Source organism: uncultured Jatrophihabitans sp. (genome assembly GCF_964252635.1).
Classification (GTDB): domain Bacteria; phylum Actinomycetota; class Actinomycetes; order Mycobacteriales; family Jatrophihabitantaceae; genus Jatrophihabitans.
The window spans coordinates 79,150-96,781 of the sequence record NZ_CAXUNP010000013.1; the positions used below are offsets into that span (position 1 = coordinate 79,150).

Consider the following 17,632-nt stretch of genomic DNA (forward strand, 5'->3'; position numbering starts at 1 on the left):
CGTTGCTTGCGCCGCCCGGCACGCCGCCGACCATGCCGGCGGCAGCGTTTGTGCCCGCATCGAGGTGCGGGTGTGTCTCGTAAGCGAGATCAAGCCGGGGGCGGAAGTGTTGGGCGAGTCTGTCGAGAAGTTCCGCCCTGGGTGGCGTGTCGTCGCTGGGAGTGCCGGCCATGTCACAGACGACGAGACGTACCGGAGCGGTGATCATGTTCGTTTCTCCGAGTTCAGGTTGCGGCTCAGCGCCATGCGGGTGTCCAGGGTGTTGCCGATCGTGAAGCTGACGATCTCCGGCCGGTAACGGTCATCGGAGTACTCCAGGACCCGCCCGCTACTGTTGCGGGCCCAGCGCTGCTGCCGCAGCAACGGCGCCCCGAGAGGCAGGTGAAGCTGCTCGGCGTCGACCTCGTCGGCGCCCAGCGCATCGATCACGTGCGACGCCGCGGCGAAGTCGGCGCCCCGCGACTGCAGGTAGGCCCACAGCGAGCCCGAGTCGCAGTCGAACTCGAAAAGCTGGCGCCCGACCTCGCCGAGGAAGCAGCTGCGCTCCAGCATCGCGGGCAAACCGTCGAGCAGCCGTTGCCGCAGTACATGGACAACCTGATCGCCGATGTCGACACCGAGCAGTTCGGCGACCGTCTCGTCGGCCGGCCGTAAAGCGAGTTCAAGGGTGCGCTGGCCCGGCACGCGTCCGATCGATTGAGCCCACGCCGAGTACGAGAGCAGCGTGTCGAACGACTGGGCAAGCGACGTGCTGCACACGACCGGGGGCTTGCCCCGACCGCCGGCGATCAGACCCTCGGCGCGCAAGGAGGCAAGCGCCTGGCGCACCGGGCCTCGCGACGCGTCCCACGCAGTGCACAACTGGGACTCGGACGGCAACGCCTCGCCGACCGCGAATTCGCCCGAGCGGATCCTCTGCCGCAAATCCTCCGCAATCGTCGCGTGCATAGCGGTTGTCACAACTTGAACGTACAGGTGAGGCTTCGATGTTGACAGCCCTTCTGGACAGGTAGCCCAGGAAATTCAGGCAAGTGAACGGCAGGAAAACACTGTCCGCGTTTCGTCTGCCAGCCATTGACGGCTCGTCCTGGGTCGTAGACCTTTCTTGTCATGACAAGTTCGAGGTGGCCGCAGGCGGATCTCGTGGTCGTAGGCGCCGGGATTGTCGGCCTCGCTCACGCCTACGACGCGGTCCTGCGCGGCCTCGAGGTCACCGTGATCGAACGCAATGAATTTGCCGTCGGCGCTTCGGTACGCAACTTCGGCCATGGCTGCATCACGGCGCAGTCCGGTGCCGCCCTCGACTACGCCATGCAGGCACGGTCGCGCTGGACCCAGCTCGGGAAGAACGCTGGTTTCGCAGTCGCCGAGACCGGCACCATAGTTCTCGCCCGGGCCGCGGACGAGCTCGCCGTCCTCACTGAGTTCGCCGAGCAGCGCGGTGACGACGTGGTCCTGCTCGACCGGGCCGCGATCGCCGACCGTGCCCCGTTCGCTGCAGGAGTGATCGGCGGTGCCCTGTTCCCCCTCGACCTGCGCATCGACGTTCGCGCTGCTGCCGCGGCCATCGCGACGTGGCTGGCCGATCAGGGCGTCCGGTTCGTCTGGGACACCTCGGTCACGGGCATCGAACCCGGCGTCGTCCGCACCTCGCGGGGCTCGATCACCACCCGGCGGGCGGTGGTGTGCCTCGGCCACGACGTCGACCGCCTGTTCCCCGACCTGGCCTTCGCGCACGACGTGCGCCGCTGCGCCCTGCAGATGTTGCGGGTCGCGGACCCGCACGGACGCCCGATCGCACCCGCCGTCCTGACCGGTCACTCGTTGCTGCGCTATGACGGGTTCGAGGACTGCGCGTCCCTACCTGAGGTGCGCAACCGGCTGACCGCCGAGTCCCCTTACGCCGTGGCGGCGGGGTTGAACCTGATGTTCACGCAGCGCCCGGACGGCAGCCTCACCATCGGCGACACCCACGACTACGACCGGACGCTGTCGCCGTTCACCGACGAGCGTCTGGACGCACTCGTGCTCGACGAGACCGCGCGTCTGCTGGGTGTCCCGCAGCTCAGGGTGCTCGAACGCTGGCAGGGCGTCTACGCGTCCGCGCCGGAACCGTTCCTGATCGCCACCCCCACCGACGGCGTCCGCGTCGTGTCCGTGACCTCGGGCATCGGCATGACCACCGCTCTGGGTCTGGCCCCGTCCGTCCTCGATTCCCTCCTCTGACCGAGCTCCGCCGTCCAGCAGGCAATGCCCGTCCCGCACACCGACCGCCCGACACCTCGAAGGAAGCCGCCATGAAGCTCGCTCGTCGCACCGCATCCCTCACCGGGAGCGCCGTGCTCCTGGTCGCCCTCGCCGCCTGCGGCTCCAGCTCCGGGAGCTCCCATTCGTCAGGAACCGGGACCGCCGCAGCTGCCGGGAAGGTCTCGTGCCCCAAAGGCGGCACGATGCGGATGGCCACCGAACCGTTCGAGGACCCGGCCAAGCTCACACCCGCCTTCCAGCTCGTCGGCAAGTCGCTCGGCAAGGCCCTGGGCTGCAAGGTCCAGACCAGCATCGTGTCCGACTACTCGGCCGAGGTCGTGGCGATGCGCAACAACAAGCTCGACGTCGCCGAGTTCGGCCCGCTGGGCTTCGTCTTCGCCAGCCAGCAGGCCAATGCCCAGGCCGTGGCCTCCTTCGGAGACTCCACCGGCAAGCTGAGCACCTACAAGGCAGGCATCTGGGTGCCGAGGAACTCGAGCATCACCACGGTCGCCCAGCTCAAGGGCAAGTCTTTGGCGCTGTCCAGCGTCGGCTCCACGTCCGGTGACGCCTTCCCCCGCTTCGCGCTGCGCAGCGCAGGGCTTAAGGACTCCGACCTCAAGCTCACCTATGCGGGCGGGCACCCGCAGTCGCTGCTCGCGTTGAAGAACGGCAAGGTCGACGCCGCCGAGATCAACACCCAGCAGCTGGCCACCGCCACCGCGGCCAAGCAGTTCGACCCGTCGAAGTTCCGGCAGATCTGGACCTCGGCGCCGATCCCCAACGACCCGATCACCCTGCGCAGCTCTCTCAGCCCGGCCTTCAAGGCCGCGGTCACCAAAGCGCTGCTCAACCTGCCGCCGAGCGACATCGCCAAGCTGGGTGCCCTGCTCGACGTCGAACCGGCCGGCCCCCTGGTGACCGTTTCCAAGACCACCTATCAGCCGCTGTTCTCGCTGGCCCGCACCCTCGGGCTCACCGCCAAGGACGCCGGATGACGTTCGCCGGGCCGCCCGGTCGCCCGGTGCGCTCGGCGCAACGCACCGATCGCCCCACCGGAGCGGTCGATCCGCGGATCCTCGCCGAGGCGCGGGCGGAGCTGCCCCCACCGCTGGTCACCATCGATGAGCCGACGGCGCCGGTGCTGCTCCAACTCATCGACGTCCGGAAGTCCTTCGCCGGCGTCGAGGTGCTCAAGGGCATCGAGCTGCAGGTGCGTGCCGGGGAATTCGTCGCGATCCTGGGGGCGAACGGGTCGGGCAAGTCCACTGCCCTGCGCTGTGTGGTCGGGTTGCTCGAGGCCGACGACGGCACCATCCGGGTCGCCGACGTGGCACTCGACCCCAGCCACCGGGAACGCACGTCCGAGGCCCGCCGGAAGGTTGCCATGGTGTTCCAGCAGATCCACCTGGTCCGCCGTCGCAGCGTTCTGGACAACGTCTGCTGCGGAGCGCTGGGTCGCCTGCGGTGGTGGCGCTCGCTGTCTCCCGCGCTGTTTCCCCGTGACGTGCGACTCGAAGCCATGCGGTGTCTCGACCGCGTCGGACTGGCTGAGCGGGCCGGCGAGCGCGCGGGCCGATTGTCCGGCGGACAGCAGCAGCGGGTCGCGATCGCCCGGGCCCTGTGCCAACGTGCCACCGTCGTCCTCGCCGACGAGCCGGTGTCTGCCCTCGACCCGGCCGCGGCCGACAACGTCGTCGGCCTGCTGCGCGACCTCGCCCAGGAGGGTTACGCCGTAGTGGCCGTGCTGCACCAACCCGAGCTCGCGCTGCGCTACGCCGATCGGGTCGTCGGCCTGCTCGGCGGCCGCGTCGTCATCGACAAGGCACCCCGCTACGTCCGCGACGACGAGATCGACCGCCTGTACGCCCCGGACCGCGCCGCCGCCCTGGAGGAGCTGTGACCGTCACCCTCGACAAGCCCACCGGCCGACCGCCCGTGCCCGATCCGCCCCGCCGCAAGACCATCGGCGTGCTCGGCCTCGTCGTCCTGGCCGCGCTGATCGCGGTGCACGTGATCGCCTGGCGCAAGACCGACATCTCCGTCAGCGAGCTGGTCAGCGGGTGGCACGGCCTGCAGAACTTCTTCTCCGGCGCATTTCCGCCCGATTTCTCGTGGGACAAGGTGGTGCACCCGGGCATCACGGCCGCGCTCGTTACTTTCTACATGGGCCTGCTCGGGACGACGCTGTCCATCCCCACCGCCTTCGTGCTCGCGCTGCTCGCCTCCCGCGCCACCAACCGCAACGCGTGGGTCTACCAGAGCGCACGGACCCTGCTCTCGACGTTGCGCGCCATCCCTGACGTGGTGTTCGCGCTCGTATTCGTCGCCGCCGTCGGTCTCGGGCCGTTCCCCGGCGTGCTCGCGCTGATCTTCCACAACACCGGCGTCATGGGCAAGCTATGGGCCGAGGCCATGGAGGAGAGCGATCTCGGTCCCCGCGACGCGCTCCGGGTGGGCGGGGCGTCGAGCGCTCAGGTCGCGACCAACGCCGTCCTGCCCACCGTCCTGCCGCAGATCGTCGGCCTGCTGCTGTATCGCCTGGACGTCAACGTCCGCTCGTCGCTCATCCTCGGGCTCGTCGGGGCCGGCGGTATCGGTTTCCTCATCGACCAGTCCATCCAACTGTTCCGCTTCGACCAGATGGTCACCCAGATCCTGATCGTGCTTGTCCTCGTCATCGCGGTGGACCAGGCGTCGGCCTTCATACGCAAGCGCATTGCCGCATGACCCCGGTTCGGACAGCGTTCGAGGTGAATGGTCGCGAGTACGTCGTCGGCGGCGGGCCGGTCGTGGTGATCTGCATCGACGGCAGCGCCCCCGGCTACCACGAGCAGGCCCTCCAGGCGGGCCGGATGCCCTGGCTGGCGACGCTGCTGGCAGGAGCCGGCACCTCGTGGCCGGCGCACTGTGCCATGCCGGCGCTGACCAACCCGAACAACCTCTCCATCGCGACCGGACGCCCGCCCGCCGTGCACGGCATCAGCGGCAACACCTACTACGACGTCGCCACCGGGGCCGAGCAGCCGATGACGTCACCGGAGCTGCTCCGTTGCCCCACCGTGTTCGCCGCAGCCCAGCACGCCGGCCTGGACGTCGCGGTCGTCACGGCGAAGGACAAGCTGCGCCGGCTGCTGGCCACCGGGCTCGAGCTGCCGGGTGCGGTCTGCTTCTCGGCCGAACACGCGAACGGGACGACTCTGTCCGGACACGGCATCACGGCCGTCCCCGAACTCATCGGCCGTCCTGCGCCGGAGGTCTACTCCGCCGACCTCTCGGAGTTCGTGCTCGCGGCCGGGGTTCACCTGGTGCGCGAACAGCGACCGAATCTGACGTACCTTTCCCTGTCCGACTACGTCCAGCACAAGCACGAGCCAGGAAGCCCGGCCGCCGAGGACTTTTACGCCATGATCGACCGGTACGCGGAATCGCTCGACGCGCTCGGCGCCACGGTCGTGCTCACCGCCGACCACGGCATGAGCGCCAAGTCCGACGCCCACGGTCGAGCACACGTCATCTACCTCGAGGACGAGATTGCGCGGCTCCTCGGCGGACGTCGCGACGTGCGGGTCGTCCTGCCGATCACGGACCCCTACGTCGCCCATCACGGCGCGCTCGGCTCCATCGCCTACGTCCACCTTCCCGACGACGTGGACCCCGCGGCGCTGGCCGAAGCACTGCGCACCTTTGACGGCATTCAGACCACCTACGAGCGCGCGGATGCGGCGCGGCAGCTCGCCATGCCGGCCGACCGCATCGGTGACATCGTCGTTCTCGGTGACGCCGCGACCGCCATGGGCAAGAGTGTCGCCGCCCACGATGTCCGCGGTCTCGACGCCCCCCTGCGCTCGCACGGCGCTTTCGGTGAGCTGGCGATCCCGTTCATCGTCAACCGACGACTCGACCGGCCCGCGCTGAGTTTGGGACTGGGGGCATCGCCCCGAGGCGGCGCCGGGGCCGCGCTCGTCCACAACTACGACGCGTTCTACGCCGCCACCACCCTGGTCGAGCGCATGCACACGCCGGCCACTGCCACCGAGAGGTCCTCCGCATGATCGAGCTTGCCGTCTTCGACGTCGCCGGAACCACCGTCGATGAAGGAGGGATCGTGTACCGCGTCCTGGCGGACAGCGTCCGGGCTCTCGGCGCGGATCCGACACCCACACAGATCGAGGCCTGGATGGGCGCCGGCAAGCGCGAGGCCATTGCGGCGCTGCTCGGTGAGAGCGGCGTCGACGTCACGGACGAAGCCGTCGACGCAGGCTTCGCCGACTTCCGCGACCGGCTCACCGCTGCCTACCGCGCCCAGCCCCCCGCGCCCTTTCCGGGCGTCCCCGAGCTCATCGCGAATCTGCGTTCATCACGCGTCAAGGTCGCGCTGACCACCGGATTCGACCGGGAGGTCACGACCTCACTGCTGACCGCGCTTGGTTGGGACACCGATGTGGTCGACGCGGTCGTCTGCATCGACGACGTTCCGGCGGGAAGGCCGGCCCCGTATATGATCTTCCGGGCGATGGAGATGACCGGCGTCGCTGATGTACGCCGTACGCTCGTGGCTGGGGACACCGTCCGCGACATCAGGGCCGGCCACAACGCCGGCGCCGCGGTGGTACTTGCCGTGCTCACCGGTGACGTCAGCGCCGAGACGCTCGCCGCAGCCGAACCGACCGAGGTCCTGGCCGACGTCGCCGAACTTCCCGGCTTCCTCGGTCGACGAGGCCAGCCCGTTGGTGTCGTCGTCGGCCTCTAGCGGTTCCGCGTCGACCGACCTCCAGTGCAGTCGGGCAGACCCTGAGCGGACCCGTACGCGGCGCGGAGCGCCTGTGCCGCTCCGCCGAGGTTGTGGTTCAGCGAAGGTGTTCTCGAGCGCGGCGTACCTCGTTCGCCAGCAGGACGCCGAAGGTGAAGCCGTTCTCCCCTGGTGTGGTTCCGGCCACCGCGCCGAGCCGGCGCAGGAACGTCGTGGCGACGACAGCGTCCTGATATTCGCCGAGGCTGGTTTGCAGCTTCTTCGCTGAGCTATTCGACGTGCGCGCCGTCTTGCCCAGGACCGGTCGGCTCAGCTCGGCCGTGTAGCGGGCCCGCTTGGCCGCCCTGCGTGCCCGGTGCAGCGCCGCATCCTTGTTGGGGTCGTGCTGCGGCAGTCGGTCGGCGGCAGCGAGGCGGCGCTCGAGTTTCCTGTCTGCTGAGCGCAGGTACCTCTCGACCCGTCGTGCTGGTTTGCCGTGCGCACCGATGAGTGGCGGCTCGACGGACCAGGTCTGCAGCTCGGCCAGCAGCGCGAGATACCGGCGACCACGAAGGGTCGCGGACAGGGTCCGCTGGGCACCCGTGATCTCCCTGGTCAGGGTCTGCTCCAGCCGGGCCGAGACCGGGCCCAGCACGTACTGCTGCGGAAGGTCGGCCAGCTCCGCCCGCAGGTGATCACCGAGGACCTGCAGATCCCGGACCGCTCCGAGGATCCCGCTGTACCAGCGGAGTTCGGCGTCCAGAGCCGATGCGCGCTCGGTGTCGAACACGTCGGCGAGGACCTTCAGCACACTGCGGTAGCGGCGGATCGCAACCCGGGTGGCGTGGATCTGGCCCTGCTCACGCCGGAGGGCAAGATCTCCAGCCAGAACGGCGTCGTGCTGTCCGTTCAGATACGTGCGCACCAGCCCGGCCAGGTCCGCACCCGCTGAGGCGCCGTCGTCTGCTGCACCGGTGCCAGGTGCAGCGTCGCCCAGCGCGCGCGTAAGCGTGGGGGAAGAAGCGGACACGATGGCCCCGGCCTTGCGGACTTGTTTCGAGACCCGCTTCAGTAGCGCATGGTCCCCTTCCCGCACGTCGATCGCGATTTCCCGCCACCGGGTCATCACGGCCGTCGACCCCAGCCGCGTTGCAGTCACGGTTTTGAGCACCAGCTCGACCAGGGCCGACCCGTCGACCCCATGAATGACACGCACGTCACGCTGCGTCCGCACCCGCGCCACCGCGCGCAGCGGTTGCCCGGAACGCACGCCGAGGGTCAGCTGGCGAAACGGTGCCGGCACCCCTCGGCCCTCGATCGGCAGATGCAGCTCGGTGGGAGCGTCGCCTGCCGGCAATGTGAGCAACCAACCGGCGTCCTCATCGCCGCTGCGCCGCCGTAGCGCCAGTCGAGCTCGGAGCAGTCCGAAGTCCGCGGTGTCGTAGTACATGGTGTCCAGGGCTGCAGTTCGATGCGACAACGAGCCACCCGGCGGGACGACACCCGAGAGGTCCACGTCCGTCCACGGGCCGTCCGGTATCTCGAACTTATTCGTGTGTTGCTGCTGCTTGCTCGGTTTCATGCCATCCAGCCATCTCGTGTGCGAACCAGAGACAGTACGCAGCCAAAATGAACATGCCGTCCGGCGGCGTGAATGGTGACCGCAGCCCGAGCCGTCTCGCGCTGGCGGACAGTATCCCCAGGGGAGAGCGCGGGCACGGATTCAACCGGCGGAGACCGACCTAGATTGGAGGTAGCCATTGAAAAGTGCGCCCTGGTACTTCGTCCGGGGCAAGAATCTTGCTGTTGCCGGGGTCCAGGGTCATGGGTGCGAGCTGTCCTCGTCGAGCCGGTTGCAACTGAGCGCCTGCGGCCCAGTCATGGATGGCTCATAAGTCATTGATTTGCCGCCATGGCTCCAGACAACCCACTGCTGCTACACGGCGCGCTGGGCAGCGGGTGCCCGGCCTGCGCAGCAACCGCGGTTGCCCGGCCGCGCGGATAGATCGTGGTCTGTGAGCCGGAGTTGGTGCTGTCCGAAACAGCCGCACGTCGCGGCAGAGTAGGACGTTGTCACGCCCTGTGCGGACAGTATGTGTGCTTACTCAACGCCCTGAAATTGGCCATAACGGTGGCGGCGTCCAACATCAGGACCGCAACGCGATCTGCCTGGTCTAGGTGGGCGCTGCCCAGGATCCGTCGACCGTCGTGATCACCTTCCTGGCCAGGTCCCGGCTAGGTGTCGACGGTGTCGATGATCAGCCGCGTCGACGTAGGGCGTGGGGAAGTAGGGCGATTCTTTGTGTCCGTAACCCGGCGTTCCAGAAATGGGGAGACGAGCTTCCACCCATCCAGGGTGGGGCACACCGCCTTGACGTCGGCATGCTGAAGCGTGCAAGCATGGTGCCGTCTGATGTCCGGTTTCTACAAGGTAGGTCATGACGACAACTACTGAGGCCCAGCAAGCCCGCCGTGTCAAGGCCGAGCAGGCAGCGCTGGACGCACTGGCCGAGCGACTGGCAATCCAGTTCCCGGAGCTATCAGCAGAAGAGATCGCGGCCAGGATCCAGGGTCGTTACGAGGGTTTTGACAGCAGCGCGGTTCGCGACTTTGTTCCGGTCTTAGTCGAATGAGGCGTTCGCGCCGATCTAGACAAATTGACTGACCACCGCGTCTAAGTCCGGTCAGCCCAGGCGCCAGCCGAGCTGACGGCAGCGATTGTGTCGATGTGCGGTTGGCAGGCGACTTAGTTCTCCGCCAAATGGTCAGAGGGCGTGATCTCAAGCACGTACAGGCTGTCCATGATCGCCATAGGACTCTGAGTAGATAGCTCCAGGAGCCGGTAAAAGACGAGACACACGCGCTTTCATGCCGCGTCGACGCTGCCGCGGGGACTTCACCGCTCGGCCGGTTTGTGCCGATAAAATCGGACAGGCTCGGCAGGCAACGGGCTGTTGCCGAGGATCAGGTCGGCTGCCTTCTCGGCGACCATCATGGTCGGCGCATAGATATTGCCGTTAGGTATGTAGGGCATGACGGATGCGTCGACAACCTTGAGTCCGGTGAGCCCGTGCACATCCATGGTCAGCGGGTCGGTCACCGCGTGGGTCCCCGTGCCCATCGCGGCCGTGCACGACGGATGCAGCGCGGTCTCGCCGTCTTTGCGCACCCAGTCCAGAATTTGCTCGTCGGTCTTGACGTCAGGTCCGGGTGAGAGCTCGCCACCGTTATAAGGCTCCATTGAGGGCTGCCGGAGAATCCGGCGGGCGACGCGAACGGCTTCGATCCACTCCCGACGGTCCTGTTCAGTCGACAGGTAGTTGAATCGCAATTGGGCCTTGGCGTGCGGGTCGGACGACACGATCTGCACTGTTCCGCGCGCGTCCGAGTACATGGGTCCGATGTGCACCTGGTAGCCGTCACCCGACGCGGGCGCTGAACCGTCGTAGCGCACCGCGATCGGCAGAAAATGAAACATCAGGTTGGGGTAAGCGACTTCATCGTTGCTGCGGGCGAACCCGCCGCCTTCGAAGTGGTTGCTCGCGCCGGGACCTTGGCGTCGGAACAGCCAGTCGGCGCCCACCGGCAGCATCCAGCGCCGCTTGAGGTATTTCTGCACCGAAACGGGTTCGGTGCACGCGTGCTGGATGTACACCTCGAGATGGTCCTGCAGGTTCCGGCCGACGCCCGGCAGGTCTGCCCGGACGTCGAGGCCCAACGCCTCCAACTCGGTAGCGTCTCCGATGCCGGACAGTTGCAGCAGTTGGGGAGTATTGATCGCACCCCCGCACAGCACAACGGTGCCGGCCGCGACTGTCTTCGTTTGCCGTAGGCGACCAACACCGCGTTCGTACCGGACGCCAGTGGCACGCGCGCCGTCGAAGGTCACCTCGGTCACGTGCGCGAATGTCACCAGGTCGAGGTTGCGACGATGCAGCACCGGATGCAGGTACGCACGAGCAGCCGACCACCGGCGCCCACGCCGGACGTTGCGGTCGAACGGGCCGAATCCCTCCTGACGGTAACCATTCACGTCTTCTGTGCGCGTGTAACCAGCCTCAGCGGCGGCCCGGAAGAAGGCCTGGAACAAGGGGTTGTCAGCGGGGCCTCGTTCGAGGGTGAGAGGTCCACCGTGACCGCGGAGCGGGTCATCCGGCCCCGCAGCGGTGCAGTCCTCTATCCGCTTGAAGTAAGGCAGGCAGTGCGCGTAGTCCCACGTATTCATCCCCGGGTCGGCGGCCCACCGTTCCAGATCAAGTGGGTTGCCGCGTTGAAAGATCATGCCATTGATGCTTGACGAGCCCCCCAGCACCTTGCCGCGCGCGTGATAAATCCGCCGGCCGTTCATCGCCGGTTCGGGTTCGGACTCGAAACGCCAGTCATAGAGCCGACTGCCGATCGGATAGGTGAGCGCCGCCGGCATGTGGATGAAAACGTCCCACTGCCTATCCCGGCGCCCGGCTTCAAGGACCAGCACTTTAACAGCCGGGTCGGCGGACAACCGATTGGCCAGCACGCAACCTGCTGAGCCTGCGCCGACGATCACGTAGTCGTAACGATTCGAGCTCATCCGACCCCTGCTGTCGTTGCGGTCACGCGGAGAACCTAGCGCGCAAGGGCCAAGATCTGAGCCTCCGCCGAGGGATCAGCGAACAGCAAGGCTCGAGTTCGCTCGTCGTTCACCCACTAGACAAGTCCGTAGGCGTCAATCACCTCGTACGGCCGACATCGATCGCGCTCAGCGGGCACCAGTCCGACGGCGCAGGCGTGGAGACGGAGCGGGGATGCAATACAAGATGATGGGCACCGTGGCGGTGGCCGCCGCGGCCGCAATCGTTATGGCGGGCTGCTCGAGCAGCGGTTCAGGTAAAGCCGGTTCGGGCAACGCGTCCGACAGCGGCAGCAAAGCAGGAAGCGCTGCGGTCGGGTGGTCGAAGGCGCAGTCGGCGCAGGCCGGCGGCGGCATGGCCGCCTTGGTCTCGGCGGCCAAGAAGGAGGGCAAGCTGAACGTCATAGCGCTGCCGCCGACCTGGGCCAACTACGCCTCGATCATCGCCGGGTTCACGAAGCAGTACGGCATCGCTGTCACCAGCGAGAACCCGGACGGATCCAGCGGTGACGAGATCAATGCGCTCAAATCCACCAAAGGTCAGGCCAGCGCACCTGACGTCGTCGACGTGGGAAACTCCTACGCCCTGTCCGGCGCCCAGGACGGCCTTTACGCGCCGTACAAGGTGGCCAGCTGGAACGACATCCCGACTGGCCAGAAGGACTCCGATGGTCTCTGGTTCAGCGACTACGGCGGTTACATCTCGATTGGTTGCAACGCCACCAAGATCAAGACCTGCCCGACCACCATCAAGCAGCTCGACAACCCCGCTTACAAGGGTGCCGTCGCGTTGAACGGCGACCCGACGAGCGCCAACGCCGCTTTTGAGGCGGTGTGGTCCGCGGCCCTGGCCAATGGTGGCTCGGCGACCAACATCCAGCCGGGCATTGCCTACTTCAAGAAGCTGAATTCAGAGGGCATCTTCAACAAGACGAAGGTCACGCCGGCCACGGTCGCCTCCGGGGCCACTCCGATCGTGCTGGACTGGGACTACCTCAACGCAGCCGAGACCTCGGCGCTGAAGGCTAAGAACATCACCTGGAAGGTCACCGACCCCTCGGACGGCCTTGTGTCGGGCTACTACGCGCAGGCCATCAACATCGGCGCACCTCATCCGGCCGCCGCACGCCTCTGGGAGGAATATCTGTACAGCCAGAAGGCAACCGACGGTCAGAACGGTTGGCTGGCCGGTTATGCCCGTCCCATTGAGCTGGTCGCGATGCAGTCAAACGGGTCCGCCAACAAGGCGCTGGTCGCCAAGATCCCGCCAGTGACCGACTCGAACTCGTTCAACCCCAGCCAGGCACAGATCACCGCGGCGAAGGCCGTCGTGACCGCCAAGTGGGCGTCAGCGGTGTCGGGTTGATCGTTGCGGACCGGGTCAACCTCTGTGACAACTCTCGCTGACGCCGGCGGGGCCGGAACCGTTCGGCCCCGCCGGCGTCCAGGTCTGCGACGCACGTGGGCCTGGCTGGGTTTGATCCCGTTCTTTGCCTTCGTCGGTCTGGTGTTCGTCATGCCGATCGGGTTCATCCTGGTTGACGCATTTCGGCGGACAACAACGTCGAACGGAACGGTGCGCGACCCAGTCACCCAGCAGTTCGTCCACACGTCGACGACGCGGTTCACCGGGGCCAACCTCTCGCAGTCCTTGCACGGGGTGTACCTGACCTCGCTCGAGACCAGCGTCAAGCTGTCGGCGCTCGTGGCGGTCGTCGGTGCGGTGCTCGGAATGGTGCTGGCGTCGGCGGTCGTGAATTCCCGCAACTCGGTGCTGCGCCAGGTCGTCACCTCTGGCTCGGCGGTACTGGCCAACTTCGGCGGAATCCCGCTGGCGTTCCTGTTCATCGCCACCCTGGACACCAACTCCGGCGTCCTGACCACGTTCCTGCAGGATCACTTCCATTTCTCACTCGTCGATGACGGGCACGTACAGTTGTCGCAGCTCTCCGGCCTTGCGTTGGTTTACCTCTACTTCCTGGTGCCGCTCATGGTGCTGGTCATGACACCGGCGATCGAAGGTCTCAAACCGCAGTGGGGAGAAGCGGCCGAGAACCTCGGCGCCAGCCGGTGGGCCTATTGGCGCCACGTCGCCGGCCCGGTACTAGCACCAAGTTTCTTGGGTTCGGTTCTGCTGCTGTTCTGTTCGTCGTTCTCGGCCTTCGCGACCGCGTACGCAATCAACTCCTCGTTCCCGCTGGTGACGATCCGCATTCAGTCGGTGCTGTCGGGCAACGTGCTGCCCGGCCAGGAGAACCTCGGCGCCGCCCTGGCCCTGGACATGATCGTGATCGTGCTGCCATTGACGGTGGTCTACCAACTCCTGCAACGTCGGACGTCAAGGTGGCTCACATGACCAATCCCGCGGTGTCGGGAGCTGCGGTGGTCGACACGCTCGTGCCGCCGGCAGCCGACGCGCCACCACCCGTCCGCCGCCGGCGTTCTCGCGGCCAGGTCGGGCGCCGGGTCGTGTTGCTCGTCGCCGCCGTTTACTTCATCGGCCCGCTCGTGGCCGCCATCAGTTTCACGGTGCAGAACCCTCACGGCGGTATCACGTTCTCGGCCTACCGGCAGATCTTCACCAATCCTGGTGACGGGCAGATCAACCTGGTTCAGGCCCTGGTCTACTCCCTGGAGATCGCCGTCGTCACCATTGTCGTTGCCTTGGCGCTCATGGTGCCGACGCAGCTGCTGCTGCACCTGCGCGTGCCGCGCATGCGCGGCAGCGTCGAGATTCTCACGCTGCTGCCGCTTGTGTTCCCGCCCGTCGTCCTGGTCGTCGGGGTCAGCGACGTGTATCAGGCGGCCGCACCCTCAAGCGGGGCCGCCGCCGGCCACGACGAGGGATTCGCTTTCCAGGTCCTGCGCTTCCTTCGCGACACTGACCACCCGCTGCTGCTGGCCCTGCTCTACGTCATGCTGGCCATGCCGTTCGTCTACCGGGCCATCGATGCCGGGATCCGGGCCATCGACGTCGCGACCTTGGTCGAGGCCGCACGCAACCTCGGCGCCAGCTGGCCCTCGGTCTTGCTACGGGTCATCGTGCCGTGCCTGCGTACTTCGCTGATCAACGCGTCATTCCTCTGCTTCGCCCTGGTGATGGGCGAGTACACAATCTCCTCGATCTTGCTTTACACCAAGCCCTTCCCGGTGTGGCTGGCACAGTTGCCTACACGTTCCGGCCAGGTGCAGGCTGCAGTGTCCGTGTTCAGCCTGCTACTCGTCGAGGTAATTCTGCTCGCCATCGGAGCAATCACTGCGCGCGGCAAACGGGGGGCCACAGCATGACAACGCAGTCGTCACTCGACCCCGCCGGGCTCGCCGCCGTGATCCCGACGCGGTCCGGAACCGCGGTCGAGTTCTGCGCCGTGACGCGCGTCTTCGGTGCCACGTCGGCACTTGACGGCCTGGACCTGCGTATCGAGCCCGGCGAGCTCTTAGCTCTGCTCGGGCCGTCGGGTTGCGGCAAGACCACCGCGTTGCGGCTGCTAGCCGGTTTCGACCAGCCGAGCTCCGGATCGCTGCTCGTCGACGGCGCGGACATTACGCGGACGCCTGCCAACAAACGCGACATGGGCATGGTGTTCCAGTCCTACAGCCTGTTCCCGACGATGACGGCCACCGACAACGTCGCCTTTGGTCTGCGTATGCGCAAGCACGGCACAGGAGCGCGGCGCTCCAGAGCGGCCGAGCTGCTGGAGCTCGTAGGACTGGGCGAGCACGTGCATAAATACCCGCATCAGATGTCGGGCGGACAGCAGCAGCGCGTAGCGCTAGCCCGCGCGCTGGCGGTGCAGCCACGGGTGCTGCTGCTGGACGAGCCCCTGTCAGCGCTCGACGCCAAGGTGCGTGAACAGCTTCGCGACGAGATCCGTCGCATACAGCTCGAGCTCGGCGTCACGACGGTGTTCGTCACCCACGACCAAGAGGAGGCGCTGTCAATGGCCGACCGGGTGGGCGTCATGCGCGCCGGCCGACTGGAACAATGCGCCGACCCGGCCACACTCTACGACCGTCCGGCGACACCGTTCGTCGCCGAGTTCGTCGGAGCAATGAACCGGTTGCCTGGCCACGTCGAAGCCGACGACCGGGTGCGGGTCGGTAGCCAGATCCTGCCGGCCGACGGTGAACGGCCTGATGTCGGCGCCGCGGTCACCGTCCTCGTGCGGCCGGAGGCAATGGTGGTGAGTGCCAACGAGGCAGGCGACGCCACGGTCATCGTGGCCACGTTCCGCGGTTCCCTCACGCGGCTGCGGCTCATGCAGACCAACGGGACCGAGCTGCTGGCCGACATACCGTCGCACCGCAGCGGCGAGCTGACCCCCGGCCGCCGTGCCTCGGTGACCCTGCTCGAACGGCCCGTGTTGCTTGCCGCGACGTGATGGCACAACGGTGACGCTTCAGGCCGGCGCGCCCGGTCGCGGTGGCTACCACTCCCTAGTGCCCGGTCCGTCGGCGCCAAGGGTCCTGCGCTGCGACCTCGCCGACGCCATCGGCGACTCGGGAACGCCGCTTGTCACCGTCGTGCACCTTTCAGACCTACACGTGTGCGACGCGCAGTCGCCGGCCCGGGTCGAGTTCCTCGATCGCTGGGCCGACCCCGACTCCCCGGTCCACGACCTGGTCGGCGAGGTCGGCACCTACCGCGCGCAGGAGATCCTCACGACGCAAGTGGTGGCCGCGATGGTGCGGGCAGTCAACGCGATGTCAGCTGGGCCGGTGGGCGGCGCGCCGGTCGATCTGGCCATCGTCACCGGGGACAACACCGACAATGCCCAGGCCAACGAGCTCGCTTGGTACCTCAACTTGCTCGACGGTGGCACGGTACATCCGGACTCGGGCGACCTCAACCGCTACGAAGGAGTCGCCGACGGAATGCGTCCCGATGTGCGGTTCTGGCACCCCGAGACCGGCGGCGATGACCTGCCGCGCGCCCGCTACGGTTTCCCCCGGGTGCCCGGGCTGCTCCAAGCGGTACGCCGCCCCTTCGACTCACCGGGGCTGACAGTGCCGTGGCTAGCCGTACACGGCAACCATGACCAGCTAATGCAGGGCACCTGGGCGGCCGACGCGGTAGCCGGCCAGGTGTCGACTAGTTCGTTGAAGGCAACCGGCTTCCTGATCGACCCGCCGTGGGACGACGTCGTTGCGTTGATGGCCCGGCTCGCTGCGTGCGACCCCTCGGCACTCGCGACCCTCGACGCGGTCGAGCGCCGCGCCGTGACCCCCGACGCGGCGCGTCGCATGGTCACGCGCAATGAATTCCTCGACGCGCACCGGCACCCGTCGGCGCGACCAGCCGGGCACGGGTTCGGCGCCCAGCCGTACTACCGCCACGACCACAGCGAACGCATCAGCTTTCTGGTGCTGGACACCGTCAACGAGCACGGCGGGTGGCAGGGATCGCTTGACCTTGAGCAGCTCGACTGGCTCGAGGCGCAGTTGCGGGCCGCCGACGCGGACCGCCGCTACGTCGTCCTGGCCAGCCACCACCCGATGTCCACGCTCGTCAACGACCGGACGTCCGACGCCCCGAGAGGGCGGCGGGTGCTCGGCGCCGAGCTTCTTACCGTGCTGGCCAGGCATCCCTGCGTCGTGCTCTGGCTGAACGGTCACACGCACGCGACGGCTGTGGTGCCGCACGGCTCGTGGTGGGAGCTGACTGCGCCGTCGTTGATCGACTGGCCGCAGCAGGCGCGGGTCGTCGAGGTGCTGCAGGGTTCAGGTCGCCTGAACATCGCGACCACGATGCTCGACCACATAGGCCAGGCACCGTGGGTGGGCGGTACCGACTCGGTCGACGGCCTGGCCGGGCTATCCCGCGAGCTTGCGGCCAACGACTGGCAAGACCGCGGACGCCCCTTGGTCGAACGGCGGCGCAACGGCACCCCGGCCGACCGTGACCTGCTACTCGCGATGCCCGACCCCTGGGCGTGAGCGCACGACGGTCGCGTCTCGCGTTGCGGCAGCCATCCTTAATGGCCCGCCGGACGGTGGGCACACGGCGTGAGTCGTAGCGTCCGAGAGGTGCGATGGGCTGGCTC

At 67.3% G+C, this 17,632-nt stretch carries 15 protein-coding genes; 12 read left to right on the forward strand and 3 right to left on the reverse strand.

What is annotated here, in order from left to right; genetic code table 11:
* Nucleotides 1-204: 204 nt before the first annotated feature.
* On the reverse strand, nt 205-948 hold the full coding sequence (locus ACFFCA_RS08385; RefSeq protein ID WP_375483686.1) for a GntR family transcriptional regulator: 744 nt from the start codon (nt 946-948) through the stop codon (nt 205-207).
* A 162-nt stretch (nt 949-1,110) separates the two neighbouring features.
* Here ACFFCA_RS08385 and ACFFCA_RS08390 point away from each other — a divergent pair, with 162 nt between their 5' ends.
* The 6 genes from ACFFCA_RS08390 to ACFFCA_RS08415 all read left to right on the forward strand — a co-directional run bounded on the left by ACFFCA_RS08390 (nt 1,111) and on the right by ACFFCA_RS08415 (nt 7,000).
* The gene (locus ACFFCA_RS08390; RefSeq protein ID WP_375483688.1) at nt 1,111-2,226 is read left to right on the forward strand and encodes a TIGR03364 family FAD-dependent oxidoreductase; all 1,116 of its coding nucleotides are present in this window, start codon (nt 1,111-1,113) and stop codon (nt 2,224-2,226) included.
* A gap of 71 nt (nt 2,227-2,297) precedes the next feature.
* A complete protein-coding gene (locus tag ACFFCA_RS08395) occupies nt 2,298-3,245 on the forward strand; it encodes a phosphate/phosphite/phosphonate ABC transporter substrate-binding protein (protein WP_375483690.1) in 948 nt (315 codons plus the stop codon).
* A 146-nt stretch (nt 3,246-3,391) separates the two neighbouring features.
* A complete protein-coding gene (locus ACFFCA_RS08400) occupies nt 3,392-4,150 on the forward strand; it encodes a phosphonate ABC transporter ATP-binding protein (RefSeq protein WP_375483716.1) in 759 nt (252 codons plus the stop codon).
* Nucleotides 4,147-4,977 carry a phosphonate ABC transporter, permease protein PhnE gene (gene phnE, locus ACFFCA_RS08405; protein ID WP_375483692.1) on the forward strand — a complete coding sequence of 277 codons (831 nt, stop codon included), beginning with the start codon at nt 4,147-4,149 and terminating at the stop codon, nt 4,975-4,977. Before ACFFCA_RS08400 ends, phnE begins: the two co-directional genes overlap by 4 nt.
* Complete coding sequence (phnA, locus tag ACFFCA_RS08410) at nt 4,974-6,302, forward strand: phosphonoacetate hydrolase (protein WP_375483694.1); 1,329 nt, start codon at nt 4,974-4,976, stop codon at nt 6,300-6,302. Before phnE ends, phnA begins: the two co-directional genes overlap by 4 nt.
* Nucleotides 6,299-7,000 carry a phosphonatase-like hydrolase gene (locus tag ACFFCA_RS08415; protein WP_375483696.1) on the forward strand — a complete coding sequence of 234 codons (702 nt, stop codon included), beginning with the start codon at nt 6,299-6,301 and terminating at the stop codon, nt 6,998-7,000. Before phnA ends, ACFFCA_RS08415 begins: the two co-directional genes overlap by 4 nt.
* Before the next feature lie 97 nt (nt 7,001-7,097).
* Here the strand turns inward: ACFFCA_RS08415 and ACFFCA_RS08420 are convergent, their stop codons facing one another.
* A complete protein-coding gene (locus tag ACFFCA_RS08420) occupies nt 7,098-8,561 on the reverse strand; it encodes a CHAD domain-containing protein (RefSeq protein ID WP_375483698.1) in 1,464 nt (487 codons plus the stop codon).
* Between the two features lie 856 nt (nt 8,562-9,417).
* Here ACFFCA_RS08420 and ACFFCA_RS08425 point away from each other — a divergent pair.
* Nucleotides 9,418-9,612: a three-helix bundle dimerization domain-containing protein gene (locus tag ACFFCA_RS08425; RefSeq protein ID WP_375483699.1), complete on the forward strand. Its 195-nt coding sequence runs from the start codon at nt 9,418-9,420 to the stop codon at nt 9,610-9,612.
* A 263-nt stretch (nt 9,613-9,875) separates the two neighbouring features.
* Here ACFFCA_RS08425 and betA read toward each other — a convergent pair whose 3' ends face one another.
* Nucleotides 9,876-11,549 carry a choline dehydrogenase gene (gene betA, locus ACFFCA_RS08430; protein ID WP_375483701.1) on the reverse strand — a complete coding sequence of 558 codons (1,674 nt, stop codon included), beginning with the start codon at nt 11,547-11,549 and terminating at the stop codon, nt 9,876-9,878.
* 214 nt (nt 11,550-11,763) lie between these two features.
* Here betA and ACFFCA_RS08435 point away from each other — a divergent pair, with 214 nt between their 5' ends.
* From ACFFCA_RS08435 to ACFFCA_RS08455, 5 genes are all read left to right on the forward strand, one after another.
* A complete protein-coding gene (locus ACFFCA_RS08435) occupies nt 11,764-12,954 on the forward strand; it encodes an ABC transporter substrate-binding protein (RefSeq protein ID WP_375483703.1) in 1,191 nt (396 codons plus the stop codon).
* Between the two features lie 111 nt (nt 12,955-13,065).
* A complete protein-coding gene (locus tag ACFFCA_RS08440; protein WP_375483705.1) occupies nt 13,066-13,944 on the forward strand; it encodes an ABC transporter permease in 879 nt (292 codons plus the stop codon).
* Complete coding sequence (locus tag ACFFCA_RS08445; RefSeq protein WP_375483706.1) at nt 13,941-14,876, forward strand: ABC transporter permease; 936 nt, start codon at nt 13,941-13,943, stop codon at nt 14,874-14,876. The genes ACFFCA_RS08440 and ACFFCA_RS08445 overlap by 4 nt, the downstream gene beginning before the upstream one ends.
* Nucleotides 14,873-15,970 (forward strand): ABC transporter ATP-binding protein, encoded by a 1,098-nt coding sequence (locus tag ACFFCA_RS08450; RefSeq protein WP_375483708.1) that lies wholly within the window; start codon nt 14,873-14,875, stop codon nt 15,968-15,970. Before ACFFCA_RS08445 ends, ACFFCA_RS08450 begins: the two co-directional genes overlap by 4 nt.
* Nucleotides 15,971-15,980: 10 nt before the next feature.
* Entirely contained in the window at nt 15,981-17,525 is a 1,545-nt protein-coding gene (locus ACFFCA_RS08455; protein WP_375483710.1) for a TIGR03767 family metallophosphoesterase, read from the forward strand.
* The last annotated feature ends 107 nt before the right edge of the window (nt 17,526-17,632 follow it).